13 protein-coding genes and 3 pseudogenes are annotated in these 15561 nt (G+C 69.2%); 8 read left to right on the forward strand and 8 right to left on the reverse strand.

The window, feature by feature from the left end; all coding sequences use genetic code 11:
- Positions 1-29: 29 nt before the first annotated feature.
- Positions 30-1031 (forward strand): zinc-binding dehydrogenase, encoded by a 1002-nt coding sequence (locus AB0N06_RS14930; protein ID WP_366135097.1) that lies wholly within the window; start codon positions 30-32, stop codon positions 1029-1031.
- A 25-nt stretch (positions 1032-1056) separates the two neighbouring features.
- Here the strand turns inward: AB0N06_RS14930 and AB0N06_RS14935 are convergent, their stop codons facing one another.
- On the reverse strand, positions 1057-1530 hold the full coding sequence (locus tag AB0N06_RS14935; protein WP_366135098.1) for a GNAT family N-acetyltransferase: 474 nt from the start codon (positions 1528-1530) through the stop codon (positions 1057-1059).
- A 38-nt stretch (positions 1531-1568) separates the two neighbouring features.
- Positions 1569-2089: pseudogene (locus AB0N06_RS14940) on the reverse strand (hypothetical protein).
- A gap of 33 nt (positions 2090-2122) precedes the next feature.
- Between AB0N06_RS14940 and AB0N06_RS14945 the strand changes: the two are divergent.
- The 4 genes and pseudogenes from AB0N06_RS14945 to AB0N06_RS14960 all read left to right on the forward strand — a co-directional run.
- Positions 2123-2842, forward strand: coding sequence for a rhomboid-like protein (locus tag AB0N06_RS14945; protein ID WP_366135175.1), 720 nt, complete (start codon positions 2123-2125; stop codon positions 2840-2842).
- The gene (locus AB0N06_RS14950) at positions 2839-4239 is read left to right on the forward strand and encodes an FAD-dependent oxidoreductase (RefSeq protein ID WP_366135099.1); all 1401 of its coding nucleotides are present in this window, start codon (positions 2839-2841) and stop codon (positions 4237-4239) included. Before AB0N06_RS14945 ends, AB0N06_RS14950 begins: the two co-directional genes overlap by 4 nt.
- Positions 4240-4403: 164 nt before the next feature.
- Positions 4404-5672, forward strand: a complete 1269-nt coding sequence (locus tag AB0N06_RS14955; protein ID WP_366135100.1) for an immunity 49 family protein — start codon at positions 4404-4406, stop codon at positions 5670-5672.
- Between the two features lie 337 nt (positions 5673-6009).
- A pseudogene (locus AB0N06_RS14960) lies at positions 6010-6258 on the forward strand (DUF6177 family protein); the annotation flags it as partial.
- A gap of 142 nt (positions 6259-6400) precedes the next feature.
- On the opposite strand, the gene AB0N06_RS14965 reads toward AB0N06_RS14960, so the two are convergent.
- The 5 genes from AB0N06_RS14965 to AB0N06_RS14985 all read right to left on the reverse strand — a co-directional run bounded on the left by AB0N06_RS14965 (position 6401) and on the right by AB0N06_RS14985 (position 10583).
- Entirely contained in the window at positions 6401-7150 is a 750-nt protein-coding gene (locus tag AB0N06_RS14965) for a nicotinamide mononucleotide transporter family protein (protein WP_366135101.1), read from the reverse strand.
- Positions 7151-7265: 115 nt separating this feature from the next.
- The gene (locus AB0N06_RS14970) at positions 7266-7724 is read right to left on the reverse strand and encodes a riboflavin kinase (protein ID WP_366135102.1); all 459 of its coding nucleotides are present in this window, start codon (positions 7722-7724) and stop codon (positions 7266-7268) included.
- Complete coding sequence (locus tag AB0N06_RS14975) at positions 7717-8241, reverse strand: flavin reductase family protein (protein WP_366135103.1); 525 nt, start codon at positions 8239-8241, stop codon at positions 7717-7719. The genes AB0N06_RS14970 and AB0N06_RS14975 overlap by 8 nt, the downstream gene beginning before the upstream one ends.
- A gap of 34 nt (positions 8242-8275) precedes the next feature.
- Positions 8276-9622, reverse strand: coding sequence for an NtaA/DmoA family FMN-dependent monooxygenase (locus AB0N06_RS14980; RefSeq protein ID WP_366135104.1), 1347 nt, complete (start codon positions 9620-9622; stop codon positions 8276-8278).
- A 40-nt stretch (positions 9623-9662) separates the two neighbouring features.
- Positions 9663-10583, reverse strand: coding sequence for a ribokinase (locus AB0N06_RS14985; RefSeq protein WP_366135105.1), 921 nt, complete (start codon positions 10581-10583; stop codon positions 9663-9665).
- 128 nt (positions 10584-10711) lie between these two features.
- Here AB0N06_RS14985 and AB0N06_RS14990 point away from each other — a divergent pair, with 128 nt between their 5' ends.
- Positions 10712-11746 carry a LacI family DNA-binding transcriptional regulator gene (locus tag AB0N06_RS14990; RefSeq protein WP_366135106.1) on the forward strand — a complete coding sequence of 345 codons (1035 nt, stop codon included), beginning with the start codon at positions 10712-10714 and terminating at the stop codon, positions 11744-11746.
- A 213-nt stretch (positions 11747-11959) separates the two neighbouring features.
- Here AB0N06_RS14990 and AB0N06_RS14995 read toward each other — a convergent pair.
- Positions 11960-12187 (reverse strand): annotated as a pseudogene (locus AB0N06_RS14995) (XRE family transcriptional regulator); the annotation flags it as partial.
- Positions 12188-13167: 980 nt separating this feature from the next.
- Here AB0N06_RS14995 and AB0N06_RS15000 point away from each other — a divergent pair.
- Positions 13168-14583, forward strand: coding sequence for an AMP-binding protein (locus tag AB0N06_RS15000; protein ID WP_366135107.1), 1416 nt, complete (start codon positions 13168-13170; stop codon positions 14581-14583).
- Positions 14580-15548 carry a hypothetical protein gene (locus AB0N06_RS15005; RefSeq protein WP_366135108.1) on the forward strand — a complete coding sequence of 323 codons (969 nt, stop codon included), beginning with the start codon at positions 14580-14582 and terminating at the stop codon, positions 15546-15548. Before AB0N06_RS15000 ends, AB0N06_RS15005 begins: the two co-directional genes overlap by 4 nt.
- The last annotated feature ends 13 nt before the right edge of the window (positions 15549-15561 follow it).

A 15561-nucleotide genomic window follows, 5' to 3' on the forward strand; every position in this document is an offset into this window, starting at 1 on the left:
CGAAAGCCAACCGACCCGGGGAGCCCACCATGCATGCCGTCCGCCTCCACACCTTCGGACCCGCCGAGAACCTCACGTACGAGACGACCGACGACCCGGTACCCGGCCCCGGCCAGGTCCGGATCGCCGTCGCCGCAGCCGGTGTACACCTCCTCGACGCCGCCCTGCGCGAGGGCATGACAGGGCCGTTCCCGGCCCCCGCCGAGCTGCCCACCATCCCCGGCCGCGAAGTCGCCGGAACGGTCGACACACTCGGTGAGGGCACCGACCCCAGCTGGCTGGGCAGGCGCGTCGTCGCCCACCTCGGCATGGCCCCCGGCGGCTACGCCGAACTCGCCGTCACCGACGCCGACAAGCTCCACCCGATCCCGCCCGGCCTCGACGACGCCGAGGCCGTCGCCATGATCGGCACCGGCCGCACCGCCCTGGGCATCCTGCAGTTCACCGAGCTCGGCCCCGACTCGGTGGCCGTCGTCCCCGCCGCGGCGGGCGGCATCGGCACCCTGCTCGTCCAGTACGCCACACACGCCGGAGCCACCGTCATCGGCCTCGCCGGCGGACCCGCCAAGGTCGCAGCAGTGAAGGCCAACGGCGCCGACCTCGCCGTCGACTACACCCTCCCCGACTGGCCGGCCCAGGTCCTCACCTACCTCGACGGCCTCGGCCGCCGCGCCACCGTCGTCTACGACTCCGTCGGCGGCGTCACCGCGCGCGCCGCCGTCGACCTCCTCGGCAAGGACGGGCAGCACATCGTCTTCGGCTGGTCCGGCGAAGGACTTCACAACGGGTCCCCGCTCACCTTCACCGACGAGGAACTCGCCGAACGCGGCATCACCTCCCAGAGCGTCCTCGGCCCGGCAATGATGCAGAAGGCGGGCGGCCTGCGCGCCCTCGAAGAACGCTCGCTCGCCGAAGCCGCCGCGGGCCGCCTGCGTCCCGCCGTCCAGCGCTTCCCGCTCGCCGAGGCGGCCGCCGCCCACCGCGCCCTGGAGACGCGCGGCACGATGGGCAAGGTCGTCCTCGTCCCCTAGGCCCTGTCCGGCCGATCTTCGTGGGTCAGCCGCCGAGCTTCACCAGCGCCCCGTCCGTCAGCCGGTACACCGTCCACTCGTCCTGCGGCCGCGCACCCAGCGACTCGTAGAACGCGATGGACGGGGCGTTCCAGTTCAGCACCGACCACTCCAGACGCTCGTACCCCCGCTCCACACAGATCCGCGCCAGCTCCGTCAGCAGCGCCTTGCCGTGCCCGCCGCCACGCCGGTCGGGCCGTACGTACAGGTCCTCCAGGTAAATGCCGTGCACCCCGCGCCACGTCGAGAAATTCAGGAACCAGAGCGCGAAGCCCACGATCTCCCCGTCCTCGTCCGACTCGGCGATGTGCGCATACGCGGCCGGCCGCTCGCCGAACAACGCCTCGTGCAGCTGCTCCTCGGTGGCGTGCACCTCGTGGAGCGCCTTCTCGTACTCCGCGAGATCGCGGACCATGGAATGGATGACAGGGACATCGGCAGCAGTAGCGGTACGAATCATGGGGGCAGCGTAAGCAGCCGCCGCCCACCGGCTTCCCTCTACCCCCGGCCCAGCAGCTGCCGGGCGATCTCCGCCTGCTCCAGCCCCAAACGGCTCTCCCCGTCCGTCACGTCCCAGATGCTGTTCTGCAGCGCCCGCCCCAGCGTCCAGGCACACGCCCGCTCCCGGTCAAGACCGAGGACCTCCGTCATCAGATCGAACCGCCACCGCACCATCGACGCGTCGAACCGGTTGTGCAGGGCGGGCATCAGATCGAAGCCGGGGTCCCCGGCCAGCGGTTCCCGGCGCCCGCCTCGCCCCACGCACGCAGAGCGACCGGCTCCCCCGCACTCTCCTCGTCCGCTGCCTGGAGCTTCAGCGCCGCGCGCCGCCCGTCCGACGCGCGGACCACCGGCAGCACCAGCGCGCACATCCCGTGCATCGCAGCCCCGTCCAGCCGCAGCCCCCACTCGCCCAGGAACCGGTCCGCGAGCCCCGGGAGCGCGGCCAGGAACGCCCGCCCGGTCTCGTCGTTGTACTTGGACCGGGTGGCGATCAGCGCGTCCGGAATGTCAATCACGCACCCGATCGTAGGCCCGTGCGTCAATCGGTTATGCCCCCCAGCAGCCCGGCCCCGCCCACGAACCCGCGCTCCCTCCCGACGCGCACCCTGCGCGCCGTCCGCTCCTGGATCCGCAGCGCGCCCGGCACGTACATCTGGCTGACGGCCCTCTTCATCACCACGGTCGTGGTGCATCAGATGTCCCCCGACTTCGAGGAGGACTTCCTGCGTCAGCACTCGACCAACATCCACGAGCTCATCCGCGACCCGGCACGTGTCCTCATCTCCAGCGCCTTCTGGATCGACAGCGGCAAGTGGCTCCCGTACGCCTTCCTCTTCACGGTCTTCCACGCCCCCGCCGAACGCTGGCTCGGCACGCTGCGCTGGCTCGCGGTTGCGGCGCTCGCCCACATCCTGGCCACCCTCGTCAGCGAGGGCGTCCTCGCCTGGGCCATCCGGCACGGAGAGGCACCCCCGTCAGCGGTCCACACCCTGGACGTCGGGGTCAGTTACGCACTCGCGGGCGTCGTCGCCGTCCTCACGTACCACGTCCCCCGGCCCTTGCGGTACGTGTACCTCTTCGCCGTCCTGGTCGTCTACGGCATCCCCCTCGCCACCGGCCCCACCTTCACCGACCTCGGCCACGCCACCGCCGTCCTCATCGGTCTCGCCTGCTATCCGCTCACCCGGGGGAGGACGAAACCGCCCCCGCGCAGTAACCTCCCGTCGCACAAGAACTCGGCTTCACACGGACAAGCAGGGGCAACATGAGCACCGTCAGCACGGTCAACGGCGGAATATCGTTCTGGTACGCGGACCACGGCACGCCCGTCCCGCGCGAGCCCCTGCCCGGCGACACCACCACGGACGTCTGCATCGTCGGCGGCGGATACACCGGACTCTGGACGGCGTACTACCTCAAGAAGGCCGTCCCCTTCCTGAACATCACCGTCCTCGAGGCGAAGTTCTGCGGTTACGGCGCCTCCGGCCGCAACGGCGGCTGGCTCTACAACGGCATCGCAGGCCGTGACCGCTACGCGAAACTCCACGGCCACGACGCAGCCGTCCGCCTCCAGAAGGCGATGAACGACACCGTCGACGAGGTCGTACGCGTCGCCGCCGAAGAGAACATCGACGCCGACATCCACCAGGGCGGCGTCCTCGAAGTGGCCTACACGCCGGCCCAGCTGGCGCGCCTCAAGGACTTCCACTCCGTCGAGATCGCCTTCGGTGAGACCGGCCGGGTCCTGCGCGGCGCCCGCGAGACCGCCGAACGCATCCGCGTCACCGGAGCCGTCGGCTCCTCCTGGACGCCGCACGGCGCCCGCCTGCACCCGGTCAAACTCGTCAAGGGGCTCGCCGACGCCGTCGAGGCGCTCGGCGTCACCATCCACGAGTCGACCCCCGTCACCGAGATCAAGCCCAAGCACGCCCACACCCCGTACGGCACAGTCCGCGCCCCGTACATCCTGCGCTGCACCGAGGGCTTCACGGCCAACCTCAAGGGCCAGAAGCGCACCTGGCTCCCGATGAACTCCTCGATGATCGCCACCGAACCGCTCCCGAAGTCGGTCTGGGACACCATCGGCTGGGACGGCCGCGAGACGCTCGGCGACATGGCCCACGCCTACATGTACGCCCAGCGCACCGCCGACGACCGCATCGCACTCGGCGGCCGGGGCGTCCCGTACCGCTTCGGCTCCGGCACCGACAACGACGGGCGCACCCAGCCCGCCACCATCGAGGCCCTCCGCGAGATCCTGGTCCGCTTCTTCCCCACCACCGCGGGCGCCCGCATCGACCACGCCTGGTCCGGCGTCCTCGGCGTCCCCCGCGACTGGTGCGCCACGGTCACCCTCGACCGCTCCACCGGACTCGGCTGGGCCGGCGGCTACGTCGGCTCCGGCGTCGCCACCACCAACCTCGCCGCCCGCACCCTGCGCGACCTGATCCAGCAGGACTCCGGCCAGTCGGGCCCCACCGACCTGACCACCCTCCCCTGGGTCAACCACAAGGTCCGCCGCTGGGAACCTGAACCCTTCCGCTGGATCGGCGTCCACGGCATGTACGCGGCCTACCGCACCGCGGACCGCCGTGAACTCACCTCGGCCGAAGCCACCACCGACCCGATCGCCAAGGCGGCGGACCGGCTGGCTGGACGGCACTGAAAACACTCGTTCGCCGATGTCCCTGTTCGGGCGCCTTGGATCCCCCGCAGATCGGTCATGTGCTGGTCACAGCGGGGCCCCTCGGTTGCACCGCCGGGCCAGGATTCGCAAGGGTGGCGCCCCACGGCGAAGTTCTTCCCGGGACGTAGCAGAGGACAGGGGCGATGAGTAACGGGGACCGGCGCAATCCGCGCTTCGAAGAAGACATGCGGTTCAAGCGCATCGCCGGGCCGCTCCGCTACAACCGTGTCGCACAAGGGCCTGTTCAGTACGTGCGGGTGGCCGCCGACAACGGTGTGGTGATCGGGTACGTCTGGGCCAACGACGAGGGAGAAGCCGCCGGCTGGGTGGTACCGCCGGGACTCGGCGCCGCCGAGATCAACGCCGGTGCCGCATGGATTCGGAAGCTGCGGGACGCGAAGGCGCGCGACATCGTCCCCACCGCCCTGCTCGCCGAGCTGATCCGGGACACGAGCGACATCCAGGGAAGCCGCGTCGTGCCCGGTTCGCCGGCCGAGTGCACGACCCTCGACGAACTCAAGGAACTGGCGGACAAGGGCGGGCAAGTGGTCACGCACGTTCCCCGCCATGACTTCCGCACGGACAACGCGGCTGAAGTCATGGCACCGGTCATCAAGGCCGGCGAAGAGGTGCTCGACGACCTTGAGTCGTCCGAGTTCGACCGCTTCGATGCCTTGGGGTACACCCTGGCTACAGCGAAATGGCGCTGCTTGACGGACCCCATGGCCACAGAGTTCCCGACATGGGAGGCGTGGGTCACGGCCATGCAGGTCGGCTCCGCCCTGTTCATCTCGGGCGCGGCTGCCGAAGGGCCCGTGCCGTGCCGTATCGGGAGCAGGGGCGAGGTGAAGAACCTGCCCGCGACCGGCCCTCAGGAGTACCTGCACGCGGGGGACTGGCTCACGTCCTTCTACCTGGCAACGATCTGCCGTGAGAACGAGCGTCTCAACAAGCTGGCCCAGGTGCCCGTCTCGTTCCTCCGCGAGTCCGGTGCGGAGTTCGACGAGTACATCTACGCGTGGGTGGAGACCCTGCAGAACGCCTGGTTCGGCCGACGGGAGACCTGGGACACCCTGGTCACCGCGGTCAATGGCACCGCCCCCGAGAGGGCACAGGCCGCCGGCAAAGAGCTGATGCTGAAAATCCTTTATCCGCCGCTGGAGCTCTTCCACCGCTACCGGCGTCAGGACGCCGAGAAGTTCAACGCGGCGCTGGTCGAGGCTCTCACCTGGCACAAGGAGTACTGGACTGCCAACGAGGCACGTTCCCTGAGTGGCGAAGGCCTGGTCGCTCTCGCCCCGCTGGCCATCGCCTGTATGGCCCATGACGCCGGCATTCCGATCGAGGTCGAGTCCGAATACCTGCCGAAGGCTCTCCTGCAGCGCAACTGGGCAGGCGAGTACGACACCTGAGCGTCGACTCGCAGTTGATGACGTTGCCTCCTGGTGGCGGCGCGGTACGGCCCCGCCGCACGGGAGCCCCGAGTTAGACCGACCGGCAATTGGGGGGCGGCGTCGGTACGAAACTCGGGTTCTGTAATCGCGCTGTTGTCCGACATGGTGAGGCAGGACCCAACTCCGCCCGCTGGGCCGAGGCTCTTGGTCAGAGCCTGGCCGGCTCCCTGGCCCGCCTCGAATCGTCGCCGACCATGATCTGCTCGCACCGCTGCGCCTGGCCGCCGAATCGCTCGTCGACGCCCCGCTGTCCGGACCCGTCGACTTCGCCGACCTGCTCGGCATCGACGACGTGGCCCGGCTCGACCCGGCGGTGCCGCCCCGCTTCGAGGGCCCCGGAGTCCCCGTGGCCGTCGTGCTGGGCGCCGCGGAGGTCCGCGAGATGCCCGGCGACCGCGCCCGCCGCACCCTCCTGTCCGAGCCCCCGGTCCAGCTCGTCCCGAAGACCCGCCCCGCGCTGTACTACCCGCTGCCGGGCGGCCCGTCGGACCTGTCGGGCCGGCAGGACTTCGACCGCCTGATGCGACACCTGAAGGGCGCCTGACCGGTCTCCGGGGCCGACGAACGGCGCAGGCCCGGGCCGGATCGGATCCGGCCCGGGCCTGCGTGACGTACTTGGCTCGCGCCGTGCCGGGTGTCGTCGGCCGATTCGTGTCCGCGACCGTGACCATCAGTCAGTCAGCAGTTCACGACCCAGTTGCTGTTTCTGTGCCCGGCCGGGTGACGTACGAAGCCGCGGCCGGTGACGTGCCGTTCTCCTTCCGACTCTCCAGGACGACAGCCGGCTCGAGCGGCGAGGCGATCTCCTGGTCCTTGCTGTGAGACGCCCAGTCGCGGATCCCGATGACGACCATGATGAAGAAGATCGCGTAGACGATCCCGGAGAAGTACAGCTGGGAATGAATGGCGAGGGGCACCCCGACGAGGTCGACGGCCAGCCAGACGAACCAGAACTCCACGTAACGCCGGGCCTGGGTGTACATCGCCAGGATCGAGCCGACGAAGATCCAGGCGTCCGCGAGGACCATCCACCAGGGAGCACCCGGGTAGAACGACGCGTCGGTCGACTTGAGCAGGGCGCCGAACGCGAACGTCCCAGCGGCCATGACAGCGATCAGCACGGCCCGCTCCCGCCACGATGCCCAGCGGACGTTGATCGCGCCTTCCTTCTCCCTGCTGCGCCGCCAAGTTGCCCAGCCCCACGACGCCGATGCTATGATCACAATCTGCCGGGCGGCGTTACCTCCGAGATGGACGTTCAGGCTCGCGATCAGCAGCAGGACCGACCCGAGGATCTGCACCGGCCAGGCCACGAGCGATCGCCGCAGCGCCAGCCAAACGGTCGCGAGCGCCAGGATGTTGCCGAGAAAGTCGGACCAATAAACGGGGACGCCGAAGAAGCTGAACTGCTCATTCAGCCACTGGAATGTGCTCATTGCTAACACCTTCGTTCGTTCGGAGCAAGGCTGAGCGTGGGCTATGGACCCGAACCGGGCCAGTCATGACGCATGGAGTCCGGCAGTGCGCGCCGAGTCCGTGCGGAGTGATATCTCAGGCGGAGACGGTTTTTTCGTACGCGGCGAGCGCGTCGGTGAGGACGCGCCGCCCGTGGTCGGAGGAGAGAAGCGCCTCGGACCGCAGGACGTCCTGCCGGGCGGCGCGCACCAGGTCGTCGGGCGACGCGAACTTCACCGTGTCTCGAATCCGTGCCACGAACCACAGTCCGACGCGCTCTCCATAGAACTCGTCCGACGTGTCGTGGCAGTACACCTCGACGTGTACATCCGCCGTGTCGCAGAAGGTCGGGTTCGACCCGATGCTGATCGTTCCACGGTGGACGGCGCCGGTCGAGTGGCGTACGACCCAGCCGCTGTAGATCGCAGACGGTGGGACCCGCGAGTCGGGATCGGCCGCGACGTTCGCGGTGGGGAACCCGAGCCCACGGCCTCGACCGGCACCGTGCACCACCGCACCCGTGAGGTGCGCGTGGACGGTCAGGGTGTCACGCATGGGGGATGAGCTCGCGGAACTGGCTGGTGTGGAAAACGAGTGGCTCCACGCCGGAGAACAGCTCAGTCGTCATCAACTCCATGAGCACGATCTCGTGATCGCCGCCGTCGTAGGTCGCCCTCACCCGAGCCGTCAGCCAGAGCGCGGCGTCCTCGATCACGACGGCGCCCTCGGGCGTCGCCTTCCACGCGACGCCCTCGAAGCGGTTGACCTCCCGGGACGCCAGACGCCGACACAGCGCACCCTGACCGCGGCTGAGCACACTCAGTCCCAGAACGGGCGCCCCCGCGAGGCGCGGCCAGGTGGTCGAGGTGCGGGCCACGCTGACCGCGACCATGGGCGGTTGGAGCGAGATCGAGACGAACGAGCTCGCCGCGAACCCGACCGGTTCGTGCCCGCGCAGCGCGCTTATCGCGACGACACCGGTCGGGTAGGCCCCGAACGTCTGTCGCAGCGTCGCCGCGTCCAGCTCCGCCGGCACGGATGCCCCGGGCGGGTTGTGGGTAGACGTGGCCATGGTCTTCGACATCCTTTCGTCGCGAGTTCTGTTTTCAGTGCCTGTACTGTGCCGCGGGGTGGCTGGCCGGCAGCGCGCGGTCGGATGCTCCGGTGAGTCGTTCGCGCAGACTCTCGCCCTCCGTGTACTCCCCGCGGAAGACTCCGCGTGCCCGCAGGATCGGCAGGACCGAATCGACGAAGTCCGTCGTCGAGGTCGGCTGGATCGTCGGGGACAGCAGGAATCCGTCGAGGTCGGCGCCTTCCGCGAGCGCGCAGATCTCGTCGGCGATCTCCTCAGCCGTGCCGACGACGGGCCGCGCTCCGACGCCGTGGGTGTGCCAGTCGGCGAGGACGTCGCCGACCGTCTTACCGGCGAAGCGGGCCACCTGGGTCTGCGACAGCTCGGTGGAGAGATCCGTCATGGGCGTCTCGGGCGCGTAGGACGAAAGATCGAGCCCGGTGAACATGGAATAGCTGGCGACGGTCACCTCGGGCCGCTGAGCGTCGAGGATCCGCTGATAGCGCCGCTCCGCATCGGATGTCGTCGCACCGACGACACACGAGAACGCTGACATCACCTTCACGTCGTCGGCTCGACGACCCGCCTTGACCGCCTCCTCACGGATGGAGGCGGTGTGCCCGGCGAGCTGCTCGACCGAGCCGCTCCCCACGAACATGCATTCGCCGTGTCGGCCGCCGACCCGGCGACCGGCGGGCGATGCCCCTGCCTGGAACAGCACGGGCGTGCCCTGCGGGGAACGCGCGGTATTGCCGTACCCCTGCGAGCGGAAGAACGGGCCCTTGTGGGTGACGAGGTGCACCTTGGCGGGGTCGGCGAACCTTCCGTCCTTGTCCTTCTCCAGCGCGTCCGGCTCCCAGGCCCCCTCCCAGTACTTGTAGACGAGGTCGAGGAAGTCCTCGGCCATCCGATAGCGGTCGTCGTGCGCCACCATCTCTATGCCGAACGCCTTGACCGCGGTGTCGGCCGTGCCGGTCGTCACGATGTTCCAGCCGATCCGGCCACCGGAGAGCTGGTCGAGCGTGGCGATGCGGCGCGCGAACGCGTACGGCGGTTCCACGAGGACGGAGCCTGTCATGACGAGACCCAGGTTGGTCGTCGTGGACAGAAGCGCGGACGCCACGACCATCGGGTCGAGCCGCGGGAGGTCGAGGGTCTCCTCCGTGGCGATGGGCGGGCGCGTGCCGTTGATCTCGGACCAGCCCCAGGCGTCGGCGAGGAACAGGAAGTCCAGCTTGGCGTCCTCGCAGATCGCGGCGAGATCGCGCCAGTACTCGAGAGTGTCGAAAAGATGGCGCTGGCTGTCGGGGTGACGCCAGGTGGCCGTGCCACTCGCATTGGTCTGCGCGTTCTCGAACACGCCGAGCTTGAGGTTCCTCATGGGTGGTTCTCCGTAGTACTGGTGGGTGACCCGCGGGGTGTCAGGAAGCAGAGGTGACTGCGGGTACGTCGAGCTGGTCCGGGTAGGGCATGGAGGCCTGTGCGCCGAGGCCGGTGACGGCGTGCGACGCCGCTTGCACGGCGCGTTCGACTGCGGCCAGAAGGTCGGTGCCGCGTCCGAGGGCGTCCGCGAGGGCACCGCAGAAGGTGTCGCCGGCACCTACGGTGTCGACGGCGTCCACGAACGGCGCGGGGATGTGCGTGGTGTTTGTGCTGTGCGCCTTCTTCAGGACGGCGCCGTCCGCCCCGAGTGTTACCACGATGGCCCGGCACGGGAGCGCGGCGCGCTCCAGCAGGCCTCGCACGTCATCGACGGTGGCGGGCCGGTCGGTGCCGAGAAGTGAGGCGAGTTCGCCGAGGTTGGGGACGAGGACGTCGACGGCGGCCAGTACCCGCGTGTCGATCGGGCGAGCGGGGGCGGGGTTGAGGACGACGACCCCGCCCTGTTCGCGGGCCCGCAGGACCGCTAGGTCGACCACGTCGGGTGCGATCTCGTTCTGGACGACGACGACCTCTCCCGTCGACCGGACGAGCCGGGACGGCAGGTCCTGGACACCAAGGTCGGCGTTGGCCCCTGGATTCACGACGATGGTGTTCTCGCCGGCGTCGTCGACGACCACCGCGGCGATTCCGGTCGTGGCCCGCTCGTCCGACCGCACGGCATCGACGTCCACGCCTTCGGACGCGAGCGCGTCGAGGATAGTGGCCGCGTCCGCGCCGACCCTGGCGACGAGACGCACCCGCGATCCGAGGCGAGCGGCCGCGACGGCCTGGTTGGCACCCTTGCCACCAACCCCCTCCACGAAGTGCCGTGCGAGCACGGTCTCGCCGGGGTGCGGCAGGCCCTTGACGGTCAGGACGAAGTCGCGGTTCACCGAACCGACGACGGTGATGGACGACATTGACACCCCCTGGGAGATCGATTTCCGACATGCTGTACCAGCGCTTACGCGCCGTCAAGTAGCCTCGTCGTACACGATTCGCCCCACCGCCATGGCGCATCCGCCCACCGACCGAGAGGGACACCTACGTGACAGCGCCCCGACTCCTCGACGTGGCCGAGGCCGCGGGCGTCTCCCGCGCGACGGCATCACGTGTTCTCGCCAGCACGCCCCGCAACGTCGATCCCGAGCTCGCGCGCCGCGTCGAAGAGGCCGCGCACCGGCTCGGCTACCAGCCCAACCACTCCGCCCGGGCGCTGCGCACCGGCACCACCGGTACCATCGGCGTCGTCGTCCCCACGCTCGCCAACCCCTATTTCGTCCAACTCGCCGATGCCATCGCACAGCACGTGCGTGCCGCCGGCGGCACGCTCGTCGTCTCCGACGCGGCGAACGACACCGCGATCGAGGCCGAGCAGATCGACACCCTGCTCGGTGGCCGGGTGGACGGCCTGCTCGTCGTCCCGGTATCAGCCAACGCGTCCGGACCCGCCATCCACAATGCCGCCAGACGTCGCCCCGTCGTCCTCTTCGACCGATGGGCCAAAGGATCCGGCACCGTCGCCGTCACGCTCGACAACGCGTCCGCGGTCGAGCTTCTCGTCGATCACCTGGAGGGCATCGGGCGGCACCGGATCGCTCTCATCGCCGCCGATCAGGCCTCCTCCTCGGGTGCCGAACGGCTCGCAGCCTTCACCGAGGCGCAAGGTCCCGACGCCACCACCATCCTCCTGCCCAGCTTCACCACCGACGCCGGACGGACGGCGGGGCGCCGCATCATCGAACAGCGCGACCAGGTAGACGCGGTCGTCTGCGGAGCAGACGTCCTCGCCGTAGGGCTCGTGAGCACGCTGCACCGTTCATCGGTCGCCGTACCCGGGCAGATCGCCGTCACCGGGTTCGACGACACCGAGATACTCGAGCTCCTCGACCCGCCTATCACGTCCATCCGTCACCCGTTGTCCGCCATGGCCGAACGCGCGCTGACTCTGCTTCAGGCACCCGGCCGCGAACGAACCGAACGGGTCGAACGGTTCCCTCCTCAGCTCGTCGTTCGCGCCTCAACCGACGTGGAACCCTCACAGCGCTCACGCAAGGAAGCCCACGGCACCCGGGCCGGGTGACCCATCATGGCCTGAGCAACAGAAAAGGCCAGGTCAGACGATGTCTGACCTGGCCTTTTTCTGAGCCCCCTGTCGGGTTCGAACCGACGACCTACGCATTACAAGGGCCTGCAAGATCATCCCGGGTGGTGCTGGACGGTACCACCGAATCCCGTTTTCCCTGGTCAGAGGCCTACAGCACTCAGCACGCGTGTCACCCAATCCACCCTGTGCCGCCCAGACGGCTTCGAAGCTCTGAGCGTAGTTATCGAACCACCCGGTGCCGTCAACCTTGTTGAGGTGGAGCAGGGGGTTTGCACTGGCTGGCTGGCCCCACACGTGAGGGTTGACCAGCAGGTTGCCGTCGTAGCGGAACAGGGAGGTGTAGAGCGTGGTGTCGTGCAGCCGCACTTCACATCCTGTCTCGGCCAGCAGGGGGCGGTAGTACGTCAGGGAGGCGCGGTCCGGATGGGGCGCTGTCCGGACACGTAGGCGATTGGCTTTCCGGTCCCGCTGTCCGCGGGGACTCCGGGGACAGCGTCCGGCTCCTGCGGGCCGGTGCAGTGCGGGCTGCTTCCGTTGGGCGCCACCGCCCTCCATGACAGCAGCGGCATCTGCCACCTCCCCCGAGGACGCTTCTCATGAGGGCCCCACCCTGTGCCAAGCGGCCTCGACTTCGCTGGTGAATGGCCGCGTCTGGCTCAGAAGCACCTCAGCGTCGGCCGACACGCTACGAATCCACATCATCTTGAAAAGCGGGCGGTAGACGTGCTGTCACGTTCAGCTGACACAGCCGATTGGCGGAGTGACCCAAGTCACCGCCGTGTTTGTCGGCGCCCTTCCCGGTGCGGCTCCCATGAGTCGAGGACGGCGCGAGGCATCGGCTGCGTCGGGAGATGGGGCACGCGAATGACACGCGCCGGAAAAGTGGTCTAGACAATAAACAAGGCCCAGGTCACTGACCTGGGCCTTCATCATGGAGCGGGTGACGAGAATCGAACTCGCGCTCTGCGCTTGGGAAGCTCAGGTGATCTAGGTCTGGCTCCCTCAGGGGCGGCGCCGAGTGCCTTGTCGATGTCCTCGTGCTCCCCGCGCCCGCGGCCCGGATTCCGCATCACGCCGTGGCGCGAACTCGCCGTAAAAACAGGCCGATTGAATGTTTGGCGGCGGAAGTTTGATCGTGTGACGACTCCTTGACAGCAGACGTTGCGCCACTTGAGGATCAGTGTGCCTTCGCTGACCGGTGGAGGCTCAGTTTTGAGCGATACAAGGGGGTTTTCGTATGTCCGCGATCGTTTCCACGCTCAAGCACACGAAGTACGTCATGGGTTCCCTGGCTGCGGTGCTGTTCACGAACTGCCCCAGCTGACGCGGGAACGGGGTGGGCGGTCACGGCCGCCCACCCCGGCATGGCGAGGGGTCGGGACGGGCGGGGGAGGACCATGTTCGACGCGGGGATACGGCAGTTTCGGATGGCGCTGGCCATGGTGCTCGGCCGTCCGATCAATGTCCGCTCTGCCGAAAGGCTCGTCGATGACGCGCTGGCGACACTTGCCGAGTTCGGCTCCCCCGGCGAGGACGTCGAACAGTTGCTGCGCGGCGCCGCCGCAGACCCGCAGATGCGTACCGACCTCACGAACAAGGCCCTGCGCCGTACCGCGAAACGCCTCGCGGCCAAGTCGCCCTTCTACGCCGACCACTTCGCGGCAGCAAGAGTCGACCCGGCCGCACTGACCGTCGAGAACATCACCGCCGTGCCCGTCACCACCAAGGCCGACCTGGTCGAGCGGGCCCGCGACTTCCTGTGCAGCGAGCCCTTCCTCGCTTCCCGGACCACCGGGACGACAGGTCGGCCCACCGAGGTCTGGTACTCCCGCTACGAGGAACGCCTGTGGCCCGCGCTCGTCGCCCTCTCCCAGGTGCTGCGCGGCACCGTCCGTACCACCGACCTGGTCCAGTTCAACATCAGCTCCCGGGCGACCGGCACGGCGTACGCGGAGATGCAGGTCGCCCGCCTGGCAGGGGCGGCGATCCGCATGGTGGGCCTGGTCCCACCGGCCGAGACGCTGGACCTCATGGCGGGAACCGGCCCATCGGCGCCGACCCTGATGGTCACCTACCCGAGCTATCTGGGACAGCTGACCCGCCTGGCCCGCGAACGGGGACTCGGCCCCGCGGACTTCCGGCTGCGCCGCATCAACGTCGGCAGCGAAGTACTCTCGCCCACCCTTGCGGAGGCCGCCGAAAAGACCTTCGGCGCCCCCGTCCACGACGGCTACGGCATGACCGAGGTGACACCGGTGGCCGGCGCGATCTGCCGACAGCGGCACCTTCACATCGACGCCGGCATCGGCCTCGTGGAGGTGTGCGACCTCGACACCGGGGCACCGGCCGCACCCGGAGCGCTCGGCACGATCGTCGCCACTCCCTTCTTCCCGTACCGGGAGTGCATGCCGCTCTTCCGCTACGACACCCGAGACCTGGTGCGGCAGTTGCCCGACGCGCCGCTCACCTGCGAGATGGCGAACGTGCCGGCGACCTCTCACATCCTCGGAAAGGCGGACCATGTGCTGCGCACCCAGGACGGCCCGGTGACCCCGCGTGAGGTCATCGAGGTCCTCGACGCGCTGCCCGGCGCGTGCTGGCCCGTGCGCCACCGCGCCGATGTGGTGGACGGGCGGCTGCATGTGGAGGTGGCCGCCTCATCCGTGCCGGAGACGAGCGACATCGCGCGTCACTTCGCCGAGGCCGGACTCGACGCCACCGTCGACGTCGTACCGGGAGAAGGACGTGAGCTGCGGCGCTACCGCTGCGATCTGGTCGAGAACAGCTTCGCCTCCGCCGGGCGGGCCGCATGACCGCCGCACAGAGCGCGTTCTTCGTCCTCGTGACCCTCGCCGTCGCCCTGGGCGTCTCGCTCGCCTCGGTCGCCTACTTCCGGCGGGTCACCCTGCCCCGGCCGGCCGTCGGCGTGTTCAACGGCAACGACATTCTCATCATGATGGGCTTCGTCGTCGTACTGCCCTTCCTGTATCTCTCCCTTCCGGGCTGGCTGCTGCCGCCCGTGCTGGGACTGACCCTGGCCGGTGGTCTCGCGGTCGGCTACGGGCCGGCCGTCCGCCGGGGACCGGTGCGCTGGTCGCTCATCGCCGGTCTGCTGGTCGCCGACTGGCTCACCGCGCGCAGCGCCGAGGACGACCCCACCCATGCCACGCCGTACTGGCTGGTCAACAGCCTGGTCATCATGCTGATGGCGGTCGGCGCCGCCAACCTCAACGCGCAGGGCGGCCTGAAGCTGCGGCACGTCTCCCGGTTCGCGCTGGCGCTCGCCGTGTACGACCTGTTCTTCGCCACCGTCGTACCCCTCACCCAGAAGCTGTTCGACGCGGTGCAGGGCTACGCCTTCGCACCGTCGGCCGGGCTGCGCGTCGGCGAGTTCGGCGCCGTCGTGGGCATGGGCGACCTCCTGGTGTACGCCCTCTTCACCACCGTGGCCTACAAGGCGTACGGACGAGCGGGGCTGACCTGGGCTCTTGGGCTGGTCGCCGTGTTCGGCGCGCTCGTCCCGACGCTGACACCCGTCACGGTCGAGGCGCTCACCGGACACCTTCCGCAGATCGTGCCCGCGCAGATCTTCTTCGGCCCGGCCGCGTTCTGCGGGTACCTCGTGCTGCGGCGGCGCGGCCCGGAGCGGCCCATGACCGACGTCCGGCCGCCCGCGCGGTTCGTGACAGCCCACGGACAGCAGGAACCCGCGAGCCCGGCCACCGCCGACGAGCCCTGGGAGCGTTCCCCAGGAGAACGCTCCCAGGTCGGTAGCTGACCGGGCCAGGTGG

The organism is Streptomyces sp. NPDC051020 (assembly GCF_040683105.1).
GTDB lineage: Bacteria > Actinomycetota > Actinomycetes > Streptomycetales > Streptomycetaceae > Streptomyces.

Bases quoted from the DNA above. Each gene is read 5' to 3' on its own strand.
- AB0N06_RS14930 (WP_366135097.1), top strand. From the start codon at position 30: ATGCATGCCGTCCGCCTCCACACCTTCGGACCCGCCGAGAACCTCACG.
- AB0N06_RS14935 (WP_366135098.1), bottom strand. From the start codon at position 1,530: ATGATTCGTACCGCTACTGCTGCCGATGTCCCTGTCATCCATTCCATG.
- AB0N06_RS14945 (WP_366135175.1), top strand. From the start codon at position 2,123: ATGCCCCCCAGCAGCCCGGCCCCGCCCACGAACCCGCGCTCCCTCCCG.
- AB0N06_RS14950 (WP_366135099.1), top strand. From the start codon at position 2,839: ATGAGCACCGTCAGCACGGTCAACGGCGGAATATCGTTCTGGTACGCG.
- AB0N06_RS14955 (WP_366135100.1), top strand. From the start codon at position 4,404: ATGAGTAACGGGGACCGGCGCAATCCGCGCTTCGAAGAAGACATGCGG.
- AB0N06_RS14965 (WP_366135101.1), bottom strand. From the start codon at position 7,150: ATGAGCACATTCCAGTGGCTGAATGAGCAGTTCAGCTTCTTCGGCGTC.
- AB0N06_RS14970 (WP_366135102.1), bottom strand. From the start codon at position 7,724: ATGCGTGACACCCTGACCGTCCACGCGCACCTCACGGGTGCGGTGGTG.
- AB0N06_RS14975 (WP_366135103.1), bottom strand. From the start codon at position 8,241: ATGGCCACGTCTACCCACAACCCGCCCGGGGCATCCGTGCCGGCGGAG.
- AB0N06_RS14980 (WP_366135104.1), bottom strand. From the start codon at position 9,622: ATGAGGAACCTCAAGCTCGGCGTGTTCGAGAACGCGCAGACCAATGCG.
- AB0N06_RS14985 (WP_366135105.1), bottom strand. From the start codon at position 10,583: ATGTCGTCCATCACCGTCGTCGGTTCGGTGAACCGCGACTTCGTCCTG.
- AB0N06_RS15000 (WP_366135107.1), top strand. From the start codon at position 13,168: ATGTTCGACGCGGGGATACGGCAGTTTCGGATGGCGCTGGCCATGGTG.
- AB0N06_RS15005 (WP_366135108.1), top strand. From the start codon at position 14,580: ATGACCGCCGCACAGAGCGCGTTCTTCGTCCTCGTGACCCTCGCCGTC.